The organism is Parafrankia sp. FMc2 (assembly GCF_041008525.1).
In the GTDB taxonomy this organism is placed as follows: domain Bacteria; phylum Actinomycetota; class Actinomycetes; order Frankiales; family Frankiaceae; genus Parafrankia.
Window position 1 is genome coordinate 1 of the sequence record NZ_JBFLUG010000040.1, and the last position, 16,241, is coordinate 16,241.

Consider the following 16,241-nt stretch of genomic DNA (forward strand, 5'->3'; position numbering starts at 1 on the left):
GGCCTGGGGGGAGTGACCTGGGTTAGCTCGCCGGGGCATCGGCGTAACTCGCCCCGGCGAGCTAACCCAGGTCACTCCCCCCAGGCCACACCACATCTTGATCAGTTAACCGGCGAAGTTACTTATCTAACTCGCTTCGGCCGAGCTAACTCACTCCACCCACCCCCAAGGCGGTCACTGTGCGTAGCAATCAGCGTCGTCCGCGTCCCGGCCGGTCCACCACCCGCCGACACCACCGCCCCGGCACCGGCCTGACCCGCACCCTGCGCCCCGCTGAGCGGGTCGTCTGGCTCGACACCGACGTCGCCCGTCAGCTCTCCGTGCCCCTCGCTGAGGCACGCGCGTTCATGCGGGACGGCGCGATCCCCGCCGAACGGATCAACGGGGTGTGGACCACCACCCGCGCCCGGGTCGTGGCGTTCATCGACTCCCTCCCGGAAGCAGGACCCGACGACTTCCCACCCCCCAACGACGACCGGGCAGACCGGTCATGACCCGCGACGTCAACGAGCCGTACTTCGCCAGCGGCACCGGTGACCTGACCACGCTCATCCCCTGCGTCGTCTGCGGCACCCGGACCTTCCGCCGCCGCTGGACTGTCGCCCTGCACGTCGGCTGCGAACCCCGCTACCAGCCACCCACCCACCCCGGAACACAGCCATGACCGTTGTCCGACCGTTGACAGGACAGCCGGAACGGCACGCAGCGTTGCAGCGTTGCCACGGACAGGACCACCACCCTTCTCGCCCCGACGGGGCGGCCGATGCGTGCGGCGCCGAGCGCCATTCCACGCGGCATCTCTTCTCTCTCTTCTTGGTCCTGGCTTCGCCCTGCCCGCCGGCCGGCTGAGAAGAGATCCCCGTGCTTCCTGAGGTGCTCGCCGCGTCCGCGGCCCGGATCGCGGACGGAACCTTCACCGCGCTCTGGTCGCAGATCCAGCGCACCAACGGCTGCGCCCACCCGGTCCGCCTGACCGGCACCATCCATCAGGCGGACCGGGCCACCGGCGAGATCCGCACCGTGTTCGACTCCGCCAGCCTCCCCGACGGCACGATCCTCGTACCCTGCGGGAACCGCCGCGCCACCGTCTGCCCGTCGTGCTCCTACCTCTACGCCGGAGACGCCTGGCAGATCGTCCACGCCGGGGTCTCCGGCGGCTTCGGCGTGCCCGACACGGTCGCCGAACACCCGGGCCTGTTCGTCACCGTCACCGCGCCGTCGTTCGGCCTGGTGCACTCCCGCCGGTCCAACCACGGCCCCGCCGTGCGGTGCAGCACCCACCCCGGCCGCTGCCGCCACGGCCGCCCCCGCGGCTGCCCGCAGGTCCACCCTGACGACGATCCCCGCCTCGGTGCGCCGATCTGCCAGGACTGCGCCGACAGCTCCGGACTCGTCGTGTGGAACCGGTACGCCGCCCGGCTATGGAAGCGCACCGTGGACCTGACCTACCGGCGCATGGCCCGGCTCACCGGCCTGCCGCTGGAAGGCTCCCCCGGCAACCCCGGCATCCGCCGGCGCATCCGGATCTCCTACATCAAGGTGGCCGAAGCCCAGCGGCGCGGGGCGATCCACTACCACGGCGTGCTCCGCCTCGACGACGCCACCATGCCCCCCGGCACCTGGGAACCCCCCGGCGAGCCCTGGGCCACCGCGCAGCTGCTGGCCACCTGCTGGCGCTGGGCCGTCCGCCACGCCGTCCAGCCCTGCCCCGACCCCCACCGGTACGACCTGCCGTCCACGCTCGTCCCCCACCCCGTGGCCCGGCCCCCGATGGCCGACGTCCGGTGGGGCGAGCAAGAACGCACCGTCGCCCTGACCGTCGACGGTGGGGAGCTCACCCCCCGCACCGTGGGCAACTACCTGGCGAAGTACGTGACGAAGTCCGTCACCGACTCCGGGGCGTTGGACCGGCGCATCCGCAACGCCGACGACCTGCACGAACGGCTCGCGTTCCTACCCGACCACCAGGCCGAACTCGTCCGCGCCGCCTGGCGCCTGGCCGCCCGCCCCGCCTTCCGCGAACTCGGTATGGCCAAGTGGGCGCACCAGTTCGGCTTCAACGGCCACTGGATCACGAAGTCCAGGAGCTACAGCACGACCTTTGCGCAGTGCCGGGAACGACGCCGGACCTGGGCCCGCGCCCACACCCCCGCCGGGGGCGACCGCGCCCCGCTCGATGCCTGGGGCCGGCCCGAAGACGACGACGTCGTCATCACCTTCGCCGAATGGGAATTCCACGCCTCCGGCTACGCCCGCACCGGTGATCGGCTTCTCGCAGAGATGGCAGCAGACCAGGCCCGGTCACGACGGGAGGCCGCGCGGGACGACCGCGCGCAGGCCCGGATCGACGACGGCCCCGGCGCTCACCGCCAAGTAACCGCCAGGGCCGCCTACCCCACCCCGTCCGTGAACGGAGAGGCGCTCCCATCGTGACGCACACCCCGCAGGACCGACAGACCACAGATGTGGTCCCCGCCCGTGTCCCGGCGTCGGACACCGTCCGCCGGCTCCGGGCCCGGATCGCGGCGAACGCCCGTCTCGCCAAGGAAGACCCAGTGGAGATGACCGCCCCGGCCCGCCGGGCGTTCCTCGGCAAGTTCGAGCGGATGGCCGACCCGGACGGCACGCTTCCGCCGGAGGAGCGGGCCCGTCGCGCCGCGCACCTGCGTCAGGAGCACATGCAGCGCCTCGCCCTGCGCAGCGTCCAGGCCCGCGCGGCCCGCCAGCGGCCCACCACTCTGGGGCGGTCGGCGTGAACGCTCCTGGGGCCATGTGGGACCTGCTGCTGACGTCCTGGGACCGGTCGATGGAAGCGGCGAACAAGTCCGACAACACCCGCCGGCTGTACCTGAACGCCGCGCGCCTGTTCGTCGTCTGGCTCATCGCCCTGGACGACGCGCCCGACGATGCCGCCGGCATCACCCGCGGACACATCGAACAGTTCCTGATCGACTTCCGCACCCTGCCGAGTGCCCGACGGCCGGAGGGCCGCAGTGCCGCGTACGCGAACCAGGCGTACCGCGCGCTGCAACAGCTCTTCGCCTGGCTGCTCGACGAAGGCGAGATCGACCGGTCCCCGCTCGACCGGATGCGGCCCCCGGTCGTGCCTGATCAGCCCGTGCCGGTGCTCGAAGACGAGCAGATCCGCGCGCTCCTGGCGACCTGCGCGGGCAAGGAGTTCCCGGACCGCAGGGACAACGCGATCATCCGGACCCTGATGGACACCGGCGGCCGGCGCAGTGAGGTCAGCAAGCTCACCGTGGACGATGTGGACCTGACCTCGAAGGTGCTGCATGTGATCGGCAAGGGTCGGCGTCCCCGCGCGCTGCCGGTGGGGAACAACACCGCGTTGGCCATCGGCCGGTACCTGCGACTGCGGGCCCGGACACGCGGCGTGGACCTGCCTGCCCTGTGGCTGTCGACCAACGGACGGGGCGCCCTGACCGGTGACGGCATCGCGCGGATGCTCTACCGGCGCGGCGCGATGATCGGCCTGCCTCGACTGCACCCGCACCAGTTCCGGCACACGTTGGCCGATGACTGGTTGGAGGCGGGCGGCACCGAAGGTGACCTGATGCGCATCATGGGGTGGCGCTCCCGGCAGATGGTCGACCGGTACGCGGCCAGTGCGCAGGACCGGCGGGCCCGCAACGCGCACGACCGGCTACGGCTCGGCGACCGGTTCTGAGCCCATGATCAGGCCGGAGATCGGGACCTATCAACTATGAGTGAAACGCGGTGCGTCGGCCTGCAACGACGCTGGTTGGCGCACCGCTGGGTCACGGTTAGCTCGTAAGCGATAGGTCGCGGGTTCAATCCCCGCCTCCGGCTCACATCCAGTTCTGATCGGGGAGAGACCCGAGCGCGCGCCTCCCGCCGGAGGATCGGTGGACACAGCTCGGTGGACACAGCCGAACCGTCCCGCGAACCCGCGCAGCGACCGCTCCACAACGTTCCGGCTCGCACCCCGCGCCGGCCCGCACCACGTGCCGACCCCACACAGCGGGCCGCCCCGGAGCCTCGTCCCCACGGAAAAGGGCGGCCGGCGGGTTGTTCCCCACCAGCCGCCCGCGACGGCACGCCCAGATCTCAGCGTGCGGGCGTCACACTCCGGTCACGCCGTGCGGGCGTGCTCGGCATCGTCAGCACCATGCTCGGCCTCGGAGTCCTTGAGCCGGGTGATCGAGTCGAGGATCTCCTTCTCGGCGTCGCGGCGGTCGACCCAGGAGGCGCCTTCCACCGACTTGCCGGGCTCCAGGTCCTTGTAGACCTCGAAGAAGTGCTGGATCTCCAGCCGGTCGAACTCCGGAAGGTGACGGATGTCACGCAGGTGCTCCTGGCGGACGTCCGCGACCGGGACGCACAGGACCTTGTCGTCCGGGCCCTTCTCGTCCGTCATGCGGAACATTCCGATGGTCCGGCACCGCACCAGGCAGCCCGGGAACGTCGGCTCCTCCAGCAGGACGAGCGCGTCGAGCGGGTCACCATCCCGACCGAGGGTGCCCTCGATGAACCCGTAGTCGGACGGGTAATGGGTGGACGTGAACAGCATCCGGTCGAGCCGGATACGCCCGGTGTGGTGATCCATCTCGTACTTGTTGCGCTGCCCCTTGGGGATCTCGATGGTCACATCGAACTCAAGGTCCACGCCGTTCCCTGTCTCCTTCGGTCCGTCCGGCGCCGACGGCCGGATCTGTTCTGCCGCACGCACGCTGGTCTCACCTCGCGCCGGGCACACGCCGCGCCTACCGCGCGGGCCGGCTGCCTGGCACCCGGCCGTGACCGGAGTGCGTGCGGGTCCACTGTGCCCTGCGCGCGATGGCGGCACGTGGCGGGGGCCCGGTCGGGCACCCGACTCGCCGGTCACCGCGGCCGGATGCCGCGCGCGTCGGGTACATCGTGCCCGTTGCACCTCTGTGCGGGCCCGGAAGTGTGGTCTTCTTCGTACCCAACACCAGTTGTTCGGCGGAGATCCGCCAGCCGTTTCTCCCCCGGACGCGCCCGCCCCGCCGATGTGAGGGAGATGTTCCCCCACGTCCGGAGCCCACGCGACCCGGGCCGCCGGCCGACGGGCCGCGGCCGGAAACGATGACACCGTTCCCCGGGAGATCGAGCCCGTCCCGGGATGCCAAGCAAGATCCCCACCGTATCAATACGGGGCGTGCGCGACACAGGGCTGTCCGGGAGCTGCGGGGCTGCGTAATCTTCCGCGGGTGACATCAGTGCCGCTGGCCGCGCGGACCGGTGGCCTCACGGCCCTCGCTGGCGCGCTGCTGGCCGGATCGCTGTCGACCGCGCCCGCGCCGACCCCCGCCGCTTCGGCCCCTCCCCTCGCGGGGCCCCGCGCCGAGGCATCGGCCCTGCCCGGCCTGGACCCGGATGCCCCGAAGGCCGACCCCGCCGCGGTGGCCGCGCGGCTGGCCGGCGCGCTCGCCGACCCGATCCTCGGCGATCCCGCGGCACTGGTGGTCGACGCGCTGACCGGTCAGGTGCTGGTCACCCACCGGGCCACCACGCCGACCGCCCCCGCCTCCACGATCAAGATCGCGACGGCCACCGCCGCGCTCACCGCGCTCGAGCCGGACACCACCCTCACCACCCGTGCGGTCTACCTCCCCCCGGCCGGCGGGGCCGCCACCACACCAGGCGGCACGCTGTGGCTGGTCGGCGGTGGCGATCCCACCCTGACCGCCAGCACGGGCCCGGCCGGCTACCCACCCGCGGCCCGCCTGAGCGACCTCGCCCGCCAGGTACGCGACGCAGGCATCACGGCGGTCGGCACGGTGATCGGCGACGGCACCGCGTACTCCGGCCCGACAACCGCCACCGGCTGGCGGGACGGCTATGTCTCGGACGGGAACGTCACCCCGGTCTCCGCCCTCGAGGTGGACGCCGGCCGGTCCGCGCCGGGCGCGGGCGGGCCGCGCACACCCACACCCGATGCCGCCGCCGCCGGGGCGTTCGCCGCGGCGCTCGGTGCCGTCGGGGTTCCGGTCGGCACGGTGGCCATCGGCCAGGCGGATCCCGCCGCCCACGAGGTCGGCTCGGTGCACAGCCCGACGATCGCCGTCCTGGTCGAGCGCATGCTCACCGACTCGGACAACGACCTGGCGGAAAGCCTGGGCCGACAGGTCGCCGTCGCGCGAGGGCTGCCGGCGACCTTCGACGGGGCGGCGCAGGGCGTGCTGGGCGCGTTGCGCGACGCGGGCATCCCGACCGAGGGCGCGGTCCTGCGGGACACCAGCGGCCTGTCGATCGACAACCGGATCGCCCCGGCGACCCTCGTCGCCGCCCTGCGAACCGCGGTCATGCCTGGTCATCCCGCGCTGCGGACCGTCCTGTCCGGGCTGCCGGTCGCGGGGTTCACCGGAACCCTCGGTGATCGTTACGGGGCGGCCGACACCTCGTCGGCCGCCGGTGTCGTGCGGGCGAAGACCGGCAGCCTGCGCATTGTGACGAGCCTGGCCGGTGTGGTCACCGACGCCGACGGGCGGCTGCTGTTGTTCGGCCTGTTCGCCCCGGTGGAGGAGCAGGGCCTCACCAAGATGGCGCTGGACCGGGTGGCCACGGCGCTCGCCTCCTGCGGGTGCCCGGCAGCGTCCCCGCCGACCCGCCCGGCCCTGCCAGGGTCCTCCGCACCGCCGCTGCCGCAGGGCTGAACCGGTTCCCCACCGAAACTCGGGGAGATCAGGGCATTACCTTCCGACACCTAAGAACTTTTCCGGAAATCATTTGAAAGAGATGCTGGTCAACCTTGACCGCACGAACAGGATCGTCCGATCGGGCGGGCCAGGTGGGCACGGGCCCGGTACGCTCATATTCGTGGACGCTGAGCTGGTCGACTGGGGACTCGCTGTAGCAACGGCGAAAAAGCTCGTCCGACCCGGCCCGCAGCGCAGTCGCGCGGAGGCGGACGAGATCGTGTCGGAGCTGCGGCGACTCGCGGTGGTGGCCGAGGGCCACGTTCAGGAGTACACCCGGCTCGTACCCGCCGGTCCGGCCACGCCGATCGCGGTGGTCGACCGGCCCGAGTGGGTGCGCTCGAACGTCGCCGGGCTGCGGGTGGCCACCGCTCCGCTGATGGGCAAGCTGTCCGAGCAGAACCGGGGCCGCCTCTCCGCCAGCCTGGGTCGGCGGGTCACCGGCATCCAGATCGGGTCGGCGCTCGCCTATCTGGCCGGGAAGGTGCTCGGTCAGTTCGAGATCTTCCTCCCCCCCGAGGAGTATGAGGAGGGTGGCAGCGGGGCCGGGTCGCCGCTGCTCGCCAAGCCCGCCGTGAGCGCGGCGCCGGGCTCGGCCCTCGACGCGGCGGCCCTGGCGGCCGCGGTCGTGCTTCCGGTCGGCCGGCTGAGCCTGGTGGCCCCCAACATCGCCCACGCGGAGGAGACGCTCAACGTCGTCCCCCGCGACTTCCGGCTCTGGGTGTGCCTGCACGAGCAGACCCACCGCAGCCAGTTCACCGCCGTTCCCTGGCTGCGGGAACACCTGGAATCCGAGATCACGGCGTTCATCGCTGCCACCGACCTCGATCCGGACGTGCTGGCTGACCGGGTGCGGGCCGCTGTCACCGCCCTGCGCAGCGCGGTCCGCGACCACGGCCCGGAGACGACGAGTGTGGTCGAGGCTTTGCAGACACCCGCGCAGCGCGAGGTCCTGGACCGCCTGCAGGCGCTGATGACCCTGTTGGAGGGCCACGCCGACCAGGTCATGGACGCGGTCGGCCCGCAGGTCGTACCGACGGTGGCCGACATCCGCGCCAAGTTCGACAACCGGCGCTCCGGCGGCTCACCCGTCGACCGGTTCCTGCGCCGCCTGCTCGGGCTGGACCTGAAGATGCAGCAGTACCGGCAGGGCGGCGCCTTCGTCCGGGCCGTCGTGGCCGAGGTCGGGGTCGGGGGGTTCAACCACGTGTGGCAGTCGCCGCAGACGCTGCCGACCCGTCCGGAGCTGGCCGACCCGGGGGCCTGGATGCTTCGGGTGCTCGGCACCCGGCCGTCGATGTCGGCGTGAGGGCCCGGTCCGCGTGACCCGCGGGCAGCGCGGGCAGCCGCTGTGACAGCGGCCCGGCCCGCCCCCGGTTCGGCCTCGGCGCCCGCCGTGGGCATGCCGGCACCGGCGCTGTCGGCGGTGCGACTGGCCACCCGCGACGCGGTGGCCGACATTCCGCCCGGCGGGCTCGTTCTCGTCGCCTGCTCGGGCGGCCCCGACTCGTTGGCGCTCGCCGCCGCCCTGGCGTTCGTCGCGCCCCGCCGCGCGCTGCGCGCCGGCCTGCTGACGGTGGACCACGCCTGGGACGACACGTCGTCGACCCGCGCGGCCGAGGTGGCAGCGCAGGGCGAGAGCCTGGGGTTGTCCCCGGTCGAGACCCTGGCGGCGCCCGCACCCCGTTCCGAGGGCGCCGCGCGGGACGCCCGCCGGGCCGCCCTGCTCGCGGCCGCCGGGCGTCTGCAGGCGCACGCCGTGCTGCTCGGCCACACCCTCGACGACCAGGCCGAGACCGTGCTGCTGCGGCTCGCGCGCGGCTCCGGGGCACGCTCGCTGAGCGGCATGCCCGCCGTCGACGGCCTGATCCGCCGCCCGCTGCTCGGCCTACGGCGGGCACATACCCGCGAGGCCTGTCAGTTCCTTGACCTCCCCTTCTGGGAGGACCCGACCAACGCCGACCCGGCGTTCGCCCGGGCTCGCACCCGCGCGACGGTGCTGCCCGTCCTGGAGGCGGAGCTGGGGCCCGGTATCGCCGAGGCGCTGGCCCGCACCGCGGACCTGCTGCGCGCGGACGCCGACGCGCTGGAGGCACTGGCCGACGACGCGTTTCTCGACCTCACCGCCACCGCCGTGGCGCAGGCCCCGGCGGAGCTCGACCCGGTACGGGCGGTCCTCCGTCCGGCGCGGGTGGAGCTCGACGTCCAGGCGCTCGCCCCCCTCTCCCGGGCGGTGCGGGGCCGGGTGCTGCGCCGGGCCGCGCTGACAGCGGGCTCATCAGCCTCCGCGCTGCGTGCCTCGCACATCTGGGCGGTCGAGGAACTTGTGACCCGCTGGCGCGGGCAGAAGCCGGTCCCGCTCCCGTCAGGGGTGCTGGCACGCCGGACTGGTGGCAGGATCGCCATCGCCGGTCCAGACGCACCGATTCCCGCCGAACCCGCGGAACCGGGCGTCGCCGGGCCGGTCCACCCAGCACCCGACCAGGAGGACAGGCTGGTGAGCCAGGCGGCGACGGCGAAGGCCGACAACGACGGCACCTCGATCCCCGCTGCGGAGGTGTCCCCGGCTCGGGTCCATCCCGACATCGGCGACGTCCTCGTCAGCGAGCAGGAGATCGCGACGAAGATCGCGGAACTCGCGGCGCGGGTGGACGCGGACTACGCCGGTCGCGAAATCCTGCTGGTCGGTGTCCTCAAGGGCGCGGTGATGGTGATGGCGGACCTGTCCCGCGCGCTGACCGTGCCGATCACGATGGAGTTCATGGCCGTCTCGTCCTACGGGTCGACGACGTCCTCCTCCGGTGTGGTCCGCATCCTCAAGGACCTCGACCGTTCCATCGAGGGACGGGACGTGCTGGTCGTCGAGGACATCATCGACTCCGGGCTGACCCTGTCTTGGCTGCTGCGGAACCTGCGGTCGCGGGGGCCGGCGTCACTCGAGGTGCTGGCGCTGTTCCGCAAGCCCGAGGCGATCACCGTCGACGTCGACCTGCGGTACGTGGGCTTCGACATCCCGAGCGCCTTCGTCGTCGGGTACGGCCTCGACTACGCGGAGCACTACCGGACCCTGCCCTTCGTAGGCACGCTGACACCCGAGGCGATCGCCCGGCGCGCCTGACCCGGCATCGAGGGTCGGCTCGGCGGCGCCTGGCCACCGGCGCGGGGCAGGCGCCGGTGCGCGGCCGTGGAGCGGCCATGGAACAGTGCGGCCCCGCGGTCCGTTGCTCGGATGTACGGGCGGTGAGATGCGCGTACCGGCGGTACCCTCGGCACAAGGGAATCCCGATCGAGGGCAGCACACACGGCAGGAGGGTGGAGCGCTTGTGTCCGGCGCTCCAAACAGATGACTCCAAGACGAATCTTCCGCGGCTGGGTGCCCCTGCTACTCCTGGCCCTCTTCGTGATCATCCTCACGACCGGGGTGCTCTCCGGGCCCAGTGAGTACGAGAAGACGGACCTCAGCTTCGTCCAGCAGAAGATTGACCAGAGCTCCAGCGCCGCGGCCGACTCCCGGGTCACCGAGGCGACGATCCAGGACTCGAAGCAGATCATCCGGATCGAGCTGGGGAACGGCAAGAAGTACGAGTCGTCCTTCGCGACCGAGCAGGCGCTCACCCTCGCCAACGAGCTCAAGCAGCAGAACATCAAGTACGAGGTCACCGTCGACCGCGGGAACGTCCTCGTCTCACTGCTGCTGAACCTGCTGCCCGTGGTCCTCATCGTGATCCTGCTGCTGTTCTTCATGAACCAGATGCAGGGCGGCGGCAACCGCGTCATGAACTTCGGCAAGTCCAAGGCGAAACTGGTCAGTAAGGACACACCCAAGACCACGTTCGCGGATGTCGCGGGCGCCGACGAGGCGATCGAGGAGCTCCAGGAGATCAAGGAGTTCCTGGAGAACCCGGGCAAGTTCCAGGCCATCGGCGCCAAGATCCCCAAGGGCGTGCTGCTCTACGGGCCGCCCGGCACCGGCAAGACGCTGCTCGCCCGGGCGGTCGCCGGTGAGGCCGGCGTGCCCTTCTACTCGATCTCCGGCTCCGACTTCGTCGAGATGTTCGTGGGTGTCGGCGCGAGCCGGGTCCGCGACCTGTTCGAGCAGGCCAAGGCGAACGCTCCCGCCATCATCTTCGTCGACGAGATCGACGCTGTCGGCCGGCACCGCGGCGCGGGTCTGGGCGGCGGACACGACGAGCGCGAGCAGACCCTCAACCAGCTCCTCGTCGAGATGGACGGCTTCGACGTGAAGGGCGGCGTGATCCTGATCGCCGCCACCAACCGGCCCGACATCCTCGACCCGGCGCTGCTGCGCCCTGGCCGGTTCGACCGCCAGATCGTCGTCGACCGCCCCGACCTTCTCGGGCGCGAGGCGATCCTGAAGGTCCACGCCAAGGGCAAGCCCATCGGGCCGGACGTCGACATGCTCATCATCGCGCGGCGCACCCCCGGCTTCACCGGTGCCGACCTCGCGAACGTGCTGAACGAGGCGGCCCTGCTGGCCGCCCGGTCGGACGTCCGGTTCATCTCCTCCGCATTGCTGGAGGAGTCGATCGACCGCGTGATGGCCGGGCCGGAGCGCAAGACCCGGGCGATGAGCGACAAGGAGAAGAAGCGGATCGCCTACCACGAGGGCGGTCACGCGCTCGTGGCGCACGCCCTCCCCAACGCCGACCCGGTACACAAGATCACAATCCTGCCGCGGGGCCGCGCCCTCGGATACACGATGCAGCTCCCGCTGGAGGACAAGTACCTGTCGACCAGGTCGGAGATGCTCGACCGGCTCGCCGTCCTGCTTGGTGGCCGCACCGCGGAGGAGCTCGTCTTCCACGAGCCCACCACCGGCGCCAGCGACGACATCGAGAAGGCGACCCAGATCGCCCGCGCGATGATCACTCAGTACGGCATGAGCGACAAGCTGGGCGCGATCAAGTTCGGCAGCGAGTCCGGTGAGGTCTTCCTCGGCCGCGACATGGGCCACCAGCGGGACTACTCCGAAGAGGTCGCCAGCGAGATCGACGACGAGGTGCGCCGCCTCATCGAGTCCGCGCACGACGAGGCGTGGGAGATCCTGGTCACCTACCGGGACGTCCTCGACAACCTGGTCCTGCGGTTGATGGACATCGAGACGCTGAGCAAGGACGACATCCTCGAGGTCTTCGCGACCGTCCAGAAGCGACCCAGTCGCGGCTCCTACACCGGTGTCGGGCGGCGCATCCCCTCCGACCGGCCTCCGGTCCAGACCCCGGCCGAGCTGGGCCTCGTCCCGTCGAGCGTCACAGAGATGGTCAAGGGCGCACCGTCCGGCCACACCACGACGAACGGCGGCGCGCCGCACGGGAACGGCAACGGGAACGGGAACGGCGGGCATGCCGTCCGCCCCGCGGGGGCACCCGACCCGGCCGTTCCGCAGCACCCGGCGCCGCCCAGCGGCGATCCGGTGCCCGGTGGGCCGGGGCAGGATCCGGCCGGCCCCGCGGGGCAGAGCGGCGCCCCAGGGCCCGAATCGCCCCGGATCGCCAATCCGTGGGCGCCTCCCACCTGGGACAACGATGACGACAGGAGACGCCGTTGAGCTCCGATTCCGACGAGGCGCGGACCGTTACGCGCCACGACGGCGGCCCGGCGGCGGGATCCGTCGGAACCGAGCCCGGTGGGGCCTTCGCAGGGCCAGGCGCGGAGAACGGCTCTCCGGCGGGAACGACCGGAGTTACGGGCGGGGCGGGCACCCTGGCGGAGGCCGCGGGCCGGCGGCGGCCGAACCGGCCCGACCTGGTCCGCCCGTTCGACCACGACCGGGTCGCCCGCGCCGTGCGCGAGCTGCTGATCGGCATCGGCGAGGACCCGGACCGCGAAGGCCTGCGCAAGACGCCGGACCGGGTCGCCCGCGCCTATCAGGAGGCCGTCGAGGGGCTCGGCCGCGACCCGGCCGAGGTCCTCACCACGGTGTTCGACGAGGGCCACGACGAGATGGTCCTCGTCCGCGACATCGACTTCTCGTCGCTGTGCGAGCACCACCTCGTGGTTTTCGCCGGCAAGGCGCACGTGGCCTACATCCCGAACGAGAAGGGGCAGATCACCGGTCTGTCCAAGCTCGCCCGGCTGGTCGACCTGTACGCCCGCCGCCCGCAGGTGCAGGAGCGCCTCACCTCGCAGGTCGCGGACGCGCTCGTCGACGTCCTGGACCCGCGCGGGGTGATGGTCGTCGTCGAGGCCGAGCACCTGTGCATGTCCATGCGGGGCGTGCGCAAGCCGGGTGCGACCACCGTGACGTCGGCGGTGCGCGGCCAGTTCCTCAGCCCCGCGACCCGCAGCGAGGGCATGTCGCTGATCATGCGCGGCCGCTGACCGCAGGCCCCCGCCGGGCCGCGCGGATCGCGGTTCACTCCTCCAGCGACTGGATCTCCAGCGTCGCTCGGCGGAGCTGGGAGGACAGGCTACGAGCGATCGCCCGGACGAGTGCGTTGTACACGTCCGGGACGGTCCGCCGCAGCTCTTCGAAAGCGGTCGCGGTCAGGACCTCGCAGGTCGCGGCCTGTGCCACCACAGTCCGCGCGGAGCGCCGGCCGCCGTCGATGAGTGCCAGCTCGCCGAAGGCACTCCCGGCCGGGATGGAGCCGAGCCGGAACCACCGGGAGCCGTCGGAGTTCGGGACCAGCGCGTCGACCAGCCCCCGGGTGACGAAGAACAGGGTGTCAGCCGGCTCGCCCTCGTCGAACACGGTCACACCACCGTCGTAGGCGCGCCGCTCGCACGCCGCCGCGACCGCGGAGATCTCCTCCGGCCCCAGGTCGGCGAGCAGTTCCTGCGCGCCGAGGTCGACATGCGCCGTCGGTGGTGGTGTGACGAGTGCCGCGCCGGCCAGCAGCGCCTCCTCCGCCTGCTCCAGGGCGGTCTCCAGGTCGGGCAGTCGCGAGGTGTTCGCCATGCCGCGCATCAGCCGCTCGACGCCCGGGAGCCCGCGCGGGTCCGCGAAGAGGACGCTGATGCCCCGGGTCGCCAGGTCGTCCACCATGACACGGATCAGCTCGACGGCCGACTCGCGGACCGCCGCGACGCGGCGCAGATCCAGCAGCACCCAGCGCGACCCGGCCTGGTTCTCCCGCACCGTGCGAACGACCCGCTCGGCGCTGGCGAAGCCGAGATCACCCTGCAGCTCGTGGATGACGATCGCCGCGCCGCGCCGGGCCAGGACGGCACGCTCGCGGGCACCACGCAGGCGCTTGGAGCTGAGCGCGTCACCGCGGTGCGTACCCCGCACCGGATGCGGCGGCTCCCCCTGCGGGGCGAGCAGGTGCAGGGCGAAGCGCGAAGCCAGCATCTCGCAGGCCCGGACGCCCCGGTAGCTGTTGCCCGCCTCGTCCAGCGGTGGGCTGAAGACCCCGATCCCGAGCTGCCCCGGCAGCACCGCACAGACCCCGCCCGCCACCCCGCTCTTGGCCGGCAGGCCGACCCGGAACAGCCAGGTGCCCGCGCGGTCGTACATGCCGCAGGTGGCCATCACGGTCAGCACGTGGTTGACGTGGTCCTCGTCGAGGACACGCTCGCCGGTCCGCGGGTTGATCCCGCCGCGGGCCAGCGTGCCGGCCATCACCGCGAGGTCGGCCGCGGTCACCTCCACCGCGCACTGCCGGAAGTAGACGTCACAGATCTCGTCGACCGGGCCGTGCAGCGCACCCGCCCCGCGCATCAGAAAGCCGATGGCGCGGTTGCGGTCGCCGGTGTCCCGTTCCGAGGCGAAGACGCGTTCGTTGACGGTGAGCTGCCGGCCCGCGAACGCCGACAGGCCGGCCAGGATGCGGTCGAAGCGCTCCCCCGGGTCGGCCCCCCGCACCAGGCTGGACGTCAGAATCGCGCCCGCGTTCACCATCGGGTTCAGCGGCCGGCCGCTCGCCGGCTCCAGGGTGATCGCGTTGAACGCGTCGCCGGTGGGCTCCACACCCACCCTGGCCAGCACGTTCTCCGTCCCGCGGTCGCGCAGCGCGAGAGCGTAGACGAACGGCTTGGAGACGGACTGGATCGTGAACGGGACATGACTGTCCCCCGCCTGGTAGTGCAGCCCGTCCATCGTCGTGACGGCGAGGCCGAACAGGGAAGGGTCGGCGGTCGCGAGCTCGGGGATGTAGTGGGCGACGGCACCGGAGCTGTCCGCGGAGAAGGCCCTGTGGATGTCTGCGAGGACCTTCTCCATCGGGCCGCCACCGGACGGCACTACAGGCGGCAGGCCTGGATGCCGGAGACCAGGATGCCCCGGGCGCCCAGATCCCACAGGTCGTCCATGGTGCGGTTGACGTCGGCCTTCAGCACCATCGCGCGGACGGCGACCCAGCCCTCGCGCTGCAGCGGCGAGATCGTCGGCGACTCGTAGCCGGGCGTGACGTCACAGGCCTTCTCCAGGACGGAGGAGGGCACGTCATAGTCCATCATCACGTAGCGCCGGGCGACGAGAACACCCTGGACGCGGCGCAGCAGCCGCTCGTGCCCGGCCGACAGCTCGGCGCCCCGCTTCGCGATCATGATTGCCTCGGAGCGCAGGACCGACTCGCCGACGAGCTCGAGCCCGGCCGCGCGCAGCGTCCGCCCCGTCTCGACGACGTCGGCCACCGCGTCCGCGACGCCGAGCCGCACGGCGGTCTCCACCGCGCCGTCCAGCGTGACGATCTGCGCCGAGAGGCCCCGGCCGGCCAGGTCGGTGCGGACCAGACCGGGGAAGGACGTGGCGATGCGCAGGCCGTCGAGCTCCTTGACGTCGTTGCACGACCCCACCGGCGCGGCGTAGTGGAACGTGGACTGGCCGAACCCCAGCTGGACCAGCTCCTGCGCCGAGGTGTTGCTGTCGACCAGAAGGTCGCGGCCGGTGATCCCCAGGTCCAGACGACCGGTGCCGACGTACACGGCGATGTCACGCGGGCGGAGGAAGAAGAACTCGATGTCGTTCTCAAGATCCGCCACCACCAGCTCGGCGGACTCCCGCCGCGCCAGGTAACCGGCGTCGCACAGCAGCTGGCTGGACGGAGCCGCGAGCCCGCCCTTGTTCGGAACCGCGATACGAAGCATCATCACCACTCGCCAACGGTGCACATGGCACACGCGGCACCCGTGGCCGCGGAAAAACCGGACGTTCTCACAGGTGGGAGTATACGTCGTCCAGGGAAAGGCCCAGCGAAATCATCATCAGCTGGCTCCAGTACAGAAGCTGCGAGAGTTCCTCGGCGGCCCGGTCACGGCCCTCGTGCTCGGCCGCCATCCAGGCCTCGGCCGCCTCCTCGACGAGCTTCTTGCCCAGATGATGCACGCCCTGGTCCAACGCGGCGACCGTACCCGAGCCGGGCGACCTGTCCTGCCATTTACGAGACAGCTCTACAAAGAGTTCGTCAAATGTTTTTCTTTCCCGGCCCTCACCTCCCTCGGCGAGCGACGAGGCGGTAACGGACGCGACCCGATCGAACCGCTCCGGCCGCCCTTCGCCGCCGGTCACCGGCGGACGAGACGCATCGGACGCGTCGGAGAAGGCCATGCCCGCATGCTACCCGCAGCGACCCGCCC

14 protein-coding genes are annotated in these 16,241 nt (G+C 71.9%); 10 read left to right on the top strand and 4 right to left on the bottom strand.

Annotated elements, in window-relative coordinates; genetic code table 11:
- Window positions 1-179 precede the first annotated feature (179 nt).
- The 5 genes from AB1460_RS15965 (at window position 180) to AB1460_RS15985 (ending at window position 3,688) form a co-directional block, all read left to right on the top strand.
- The gene (locus AB1460_RS15965; RefSeq protein WP_368962142.1) at window positions 180-494 is read left to right on the top strand and encodes a hypothetical protein; all 315 of its coding nucleotides are present in this window, start codon (window positions 180-182) and stop codon (window positions 492-494) included.
- Window positions 491-664, top strand: a complete 174-nt coding sequence (locus AB1460_RS15970) for a hypothetical protein (protein ID WP_368962143.1) — start codon at window positions 491-493, stop codon at window positions 662-664. The genes AB1460_RS15965 and AB1460_RS15970 overlap by 4 nt, the downstream gene beginning before the upstream one ends.
- A gap of 197 nt (window positions 665-861) precedes the next feature.
- Entirely contained in the window at window positions 862-2,433 is a 1,572-nt protein-coding gene (locus AB1460_RS15975) for a replication initiator (RefSeq protein ID WP_368962144.1), read from the top strand.
- Entirely contained in the window at window positions 2,430-2,756 is a 327-nt protein-coding gene (locus tag AB1460_RS15980; RefSeq protein WP_368962145.1) for a hypothetical protein, read from the top strand. The genes AB1460_RS15975 and AB1460_RS15980 overlap by 4 nt, the downstream gene beginning before the upstream one ends.
- Window positions 2,753-3,688 (top strand): tyrosine-type recombinase/integrase, encoded by a 936-nt coding sequence (locus AB1460_RS15985; protein ID WP_368962146.1) that lies wholly within the window; start codon window positions 2,753-2,755, stop codon window positions 3,686-3,688. Before AB1460_RS15980 ends, AB1460_RS15985 begins: the two co-directional genes overlap by 4 nt.
- Before the next feature lie 426 nt (window positions 3,689-4,114).
- Here AB1460_RS15985 and AB1460_RS15990 read toward each other — a convergent pair whose 3' ends face one another.
- Window positions 4,115-4,648, bottom strand: a complete 534-nt coding sequence (locus AB1460_RS15990; RefSeq protein ID WP_026310851.1) for an inorganic diphosphatase — start codon at window positions 4,646-4,648, stop codon at window positions 4,115-4,117.
- Window positions 4,649-5,222: 574 nt separating this feature from the next.
- On the opposite strand from AB1460_RS15990, the gene dacB reads away from it, so the two are divergent.
- The 5 genes from dacB to folE all read left to right on the top strand — a co-directional run bounded on the left by dacB (window position 5,223) and on the right by folE (window position 13,043).
- Window positions 5,223-6,659: a D-alanyl-D-alanine carboxypeptidase/D-alanyl-D-alanine-endopeptidase gene (gene dacB / locus AB1460_RS15995; protein WP_368962208.1), complete on the top strand. Its 1,437-nt coding sequence runs from the start codon at window positions 5,223-5,225 to the stop codon at window positions 6,657-6,659.
- Window positions 6,660-6,822: 163 nt separating this feature from the next.
- Complete coding sequence (locus AB1460_RS16000) at window positions 6,823-8,010, top strand: zinc-dependent metalloprotease (protein ID WP_368962148.1); 1,188 nt, start codon at window positions 6,823-6,825, stop codon at window positions 8,008-8,010.
- A gap of 93 nt (window positions 8,011-8,103) precedes the next feature.
- Window positions 8,104-9,819 carry a hypoxanthine phosphoribosyltransferase gene (gene hpt / locus AB1460_RS16005; protein WP_368962210.1) on the top strand — a complete coding sequence of 572 codons (1,716 nt, stop codon included), beginning with the start codon at window positions 8,104-8,106 and terminating at the stop codon, window positions 9,817-9,819.
- A gap of 225 nt (window positions 9,820-10,044) precedes the next feature.
- Window positions 10,045-12,270, top strand: coding sequence for an ATP-dependent zinc metalloprotease FtsH (gene ftsH / locus AB1460_RS16010; RefSeq protein WP_368962149.1), 2,226 nt, complete (start codon window positions 10,045-10,047; stop codon window positions 12,268-12,270).
- Window positions 12,267-13,043, top strand: a complete 777-nt coding sequence (gene folE, locus AB1460_RS16015) for a GTP cyclohydrolase I FolE (protein ID WP_368962150.1) — start codon at window positions 12,267-12,269, stop codon at window positions 13,041-13,043. The genes ftsH and folE overlap by 4 nt, the downstream gene beginning before the upstream one ends.
- A gap of 34 nt (window positions 13,044-13,077) precedes the next feature.
- Here folE and glsA read toward each other — a convergent pair whose 3' ends face one another.
- From glsA to AB1460_RS16030, 3 genes are all read right to left on the bottom strand, one after another.
- Window positions 13,078-14,886 (bottom strand): glutaminase A, encoded by a 1,809-nt coding sequence (gene glsA, locus AB1460_RS16020; RefSeq protein ID WP_368962151.1) that lies wholly within the window; start codon window positions 14,884-14,886, stop codon window positions 13,078-13,080.
- A gap of 20 nt (window positions 14,887-14,906) precedes the next feature.
- Window positions 14,907-15,752 (bottom strand): ATP phosphoribosyltransferase, encoded by an 846-nt coding sequence (gene hisG / locus AB1460_RS16025; RefSeq protein ID WP_368962211.1) that lies wholly within the window; start codon window positions 15,750-15,752, stop codon window positions 14,907-14,909.
- 67 nt (window positions 15,753-15,819) lie between these two features.
- A complete protein-coding gene (locus tag AB1460_RS16030) occupies window positions 15,820-16,212 on the bottom strand; it encodes a phosphoribosyl-ATP diphosphatase (protein WP_018636204.1) in 393 nt (130 codons plus the stop codon).
- Window positions 16,213-16,241: the final 29 nt, after the last annotated feature.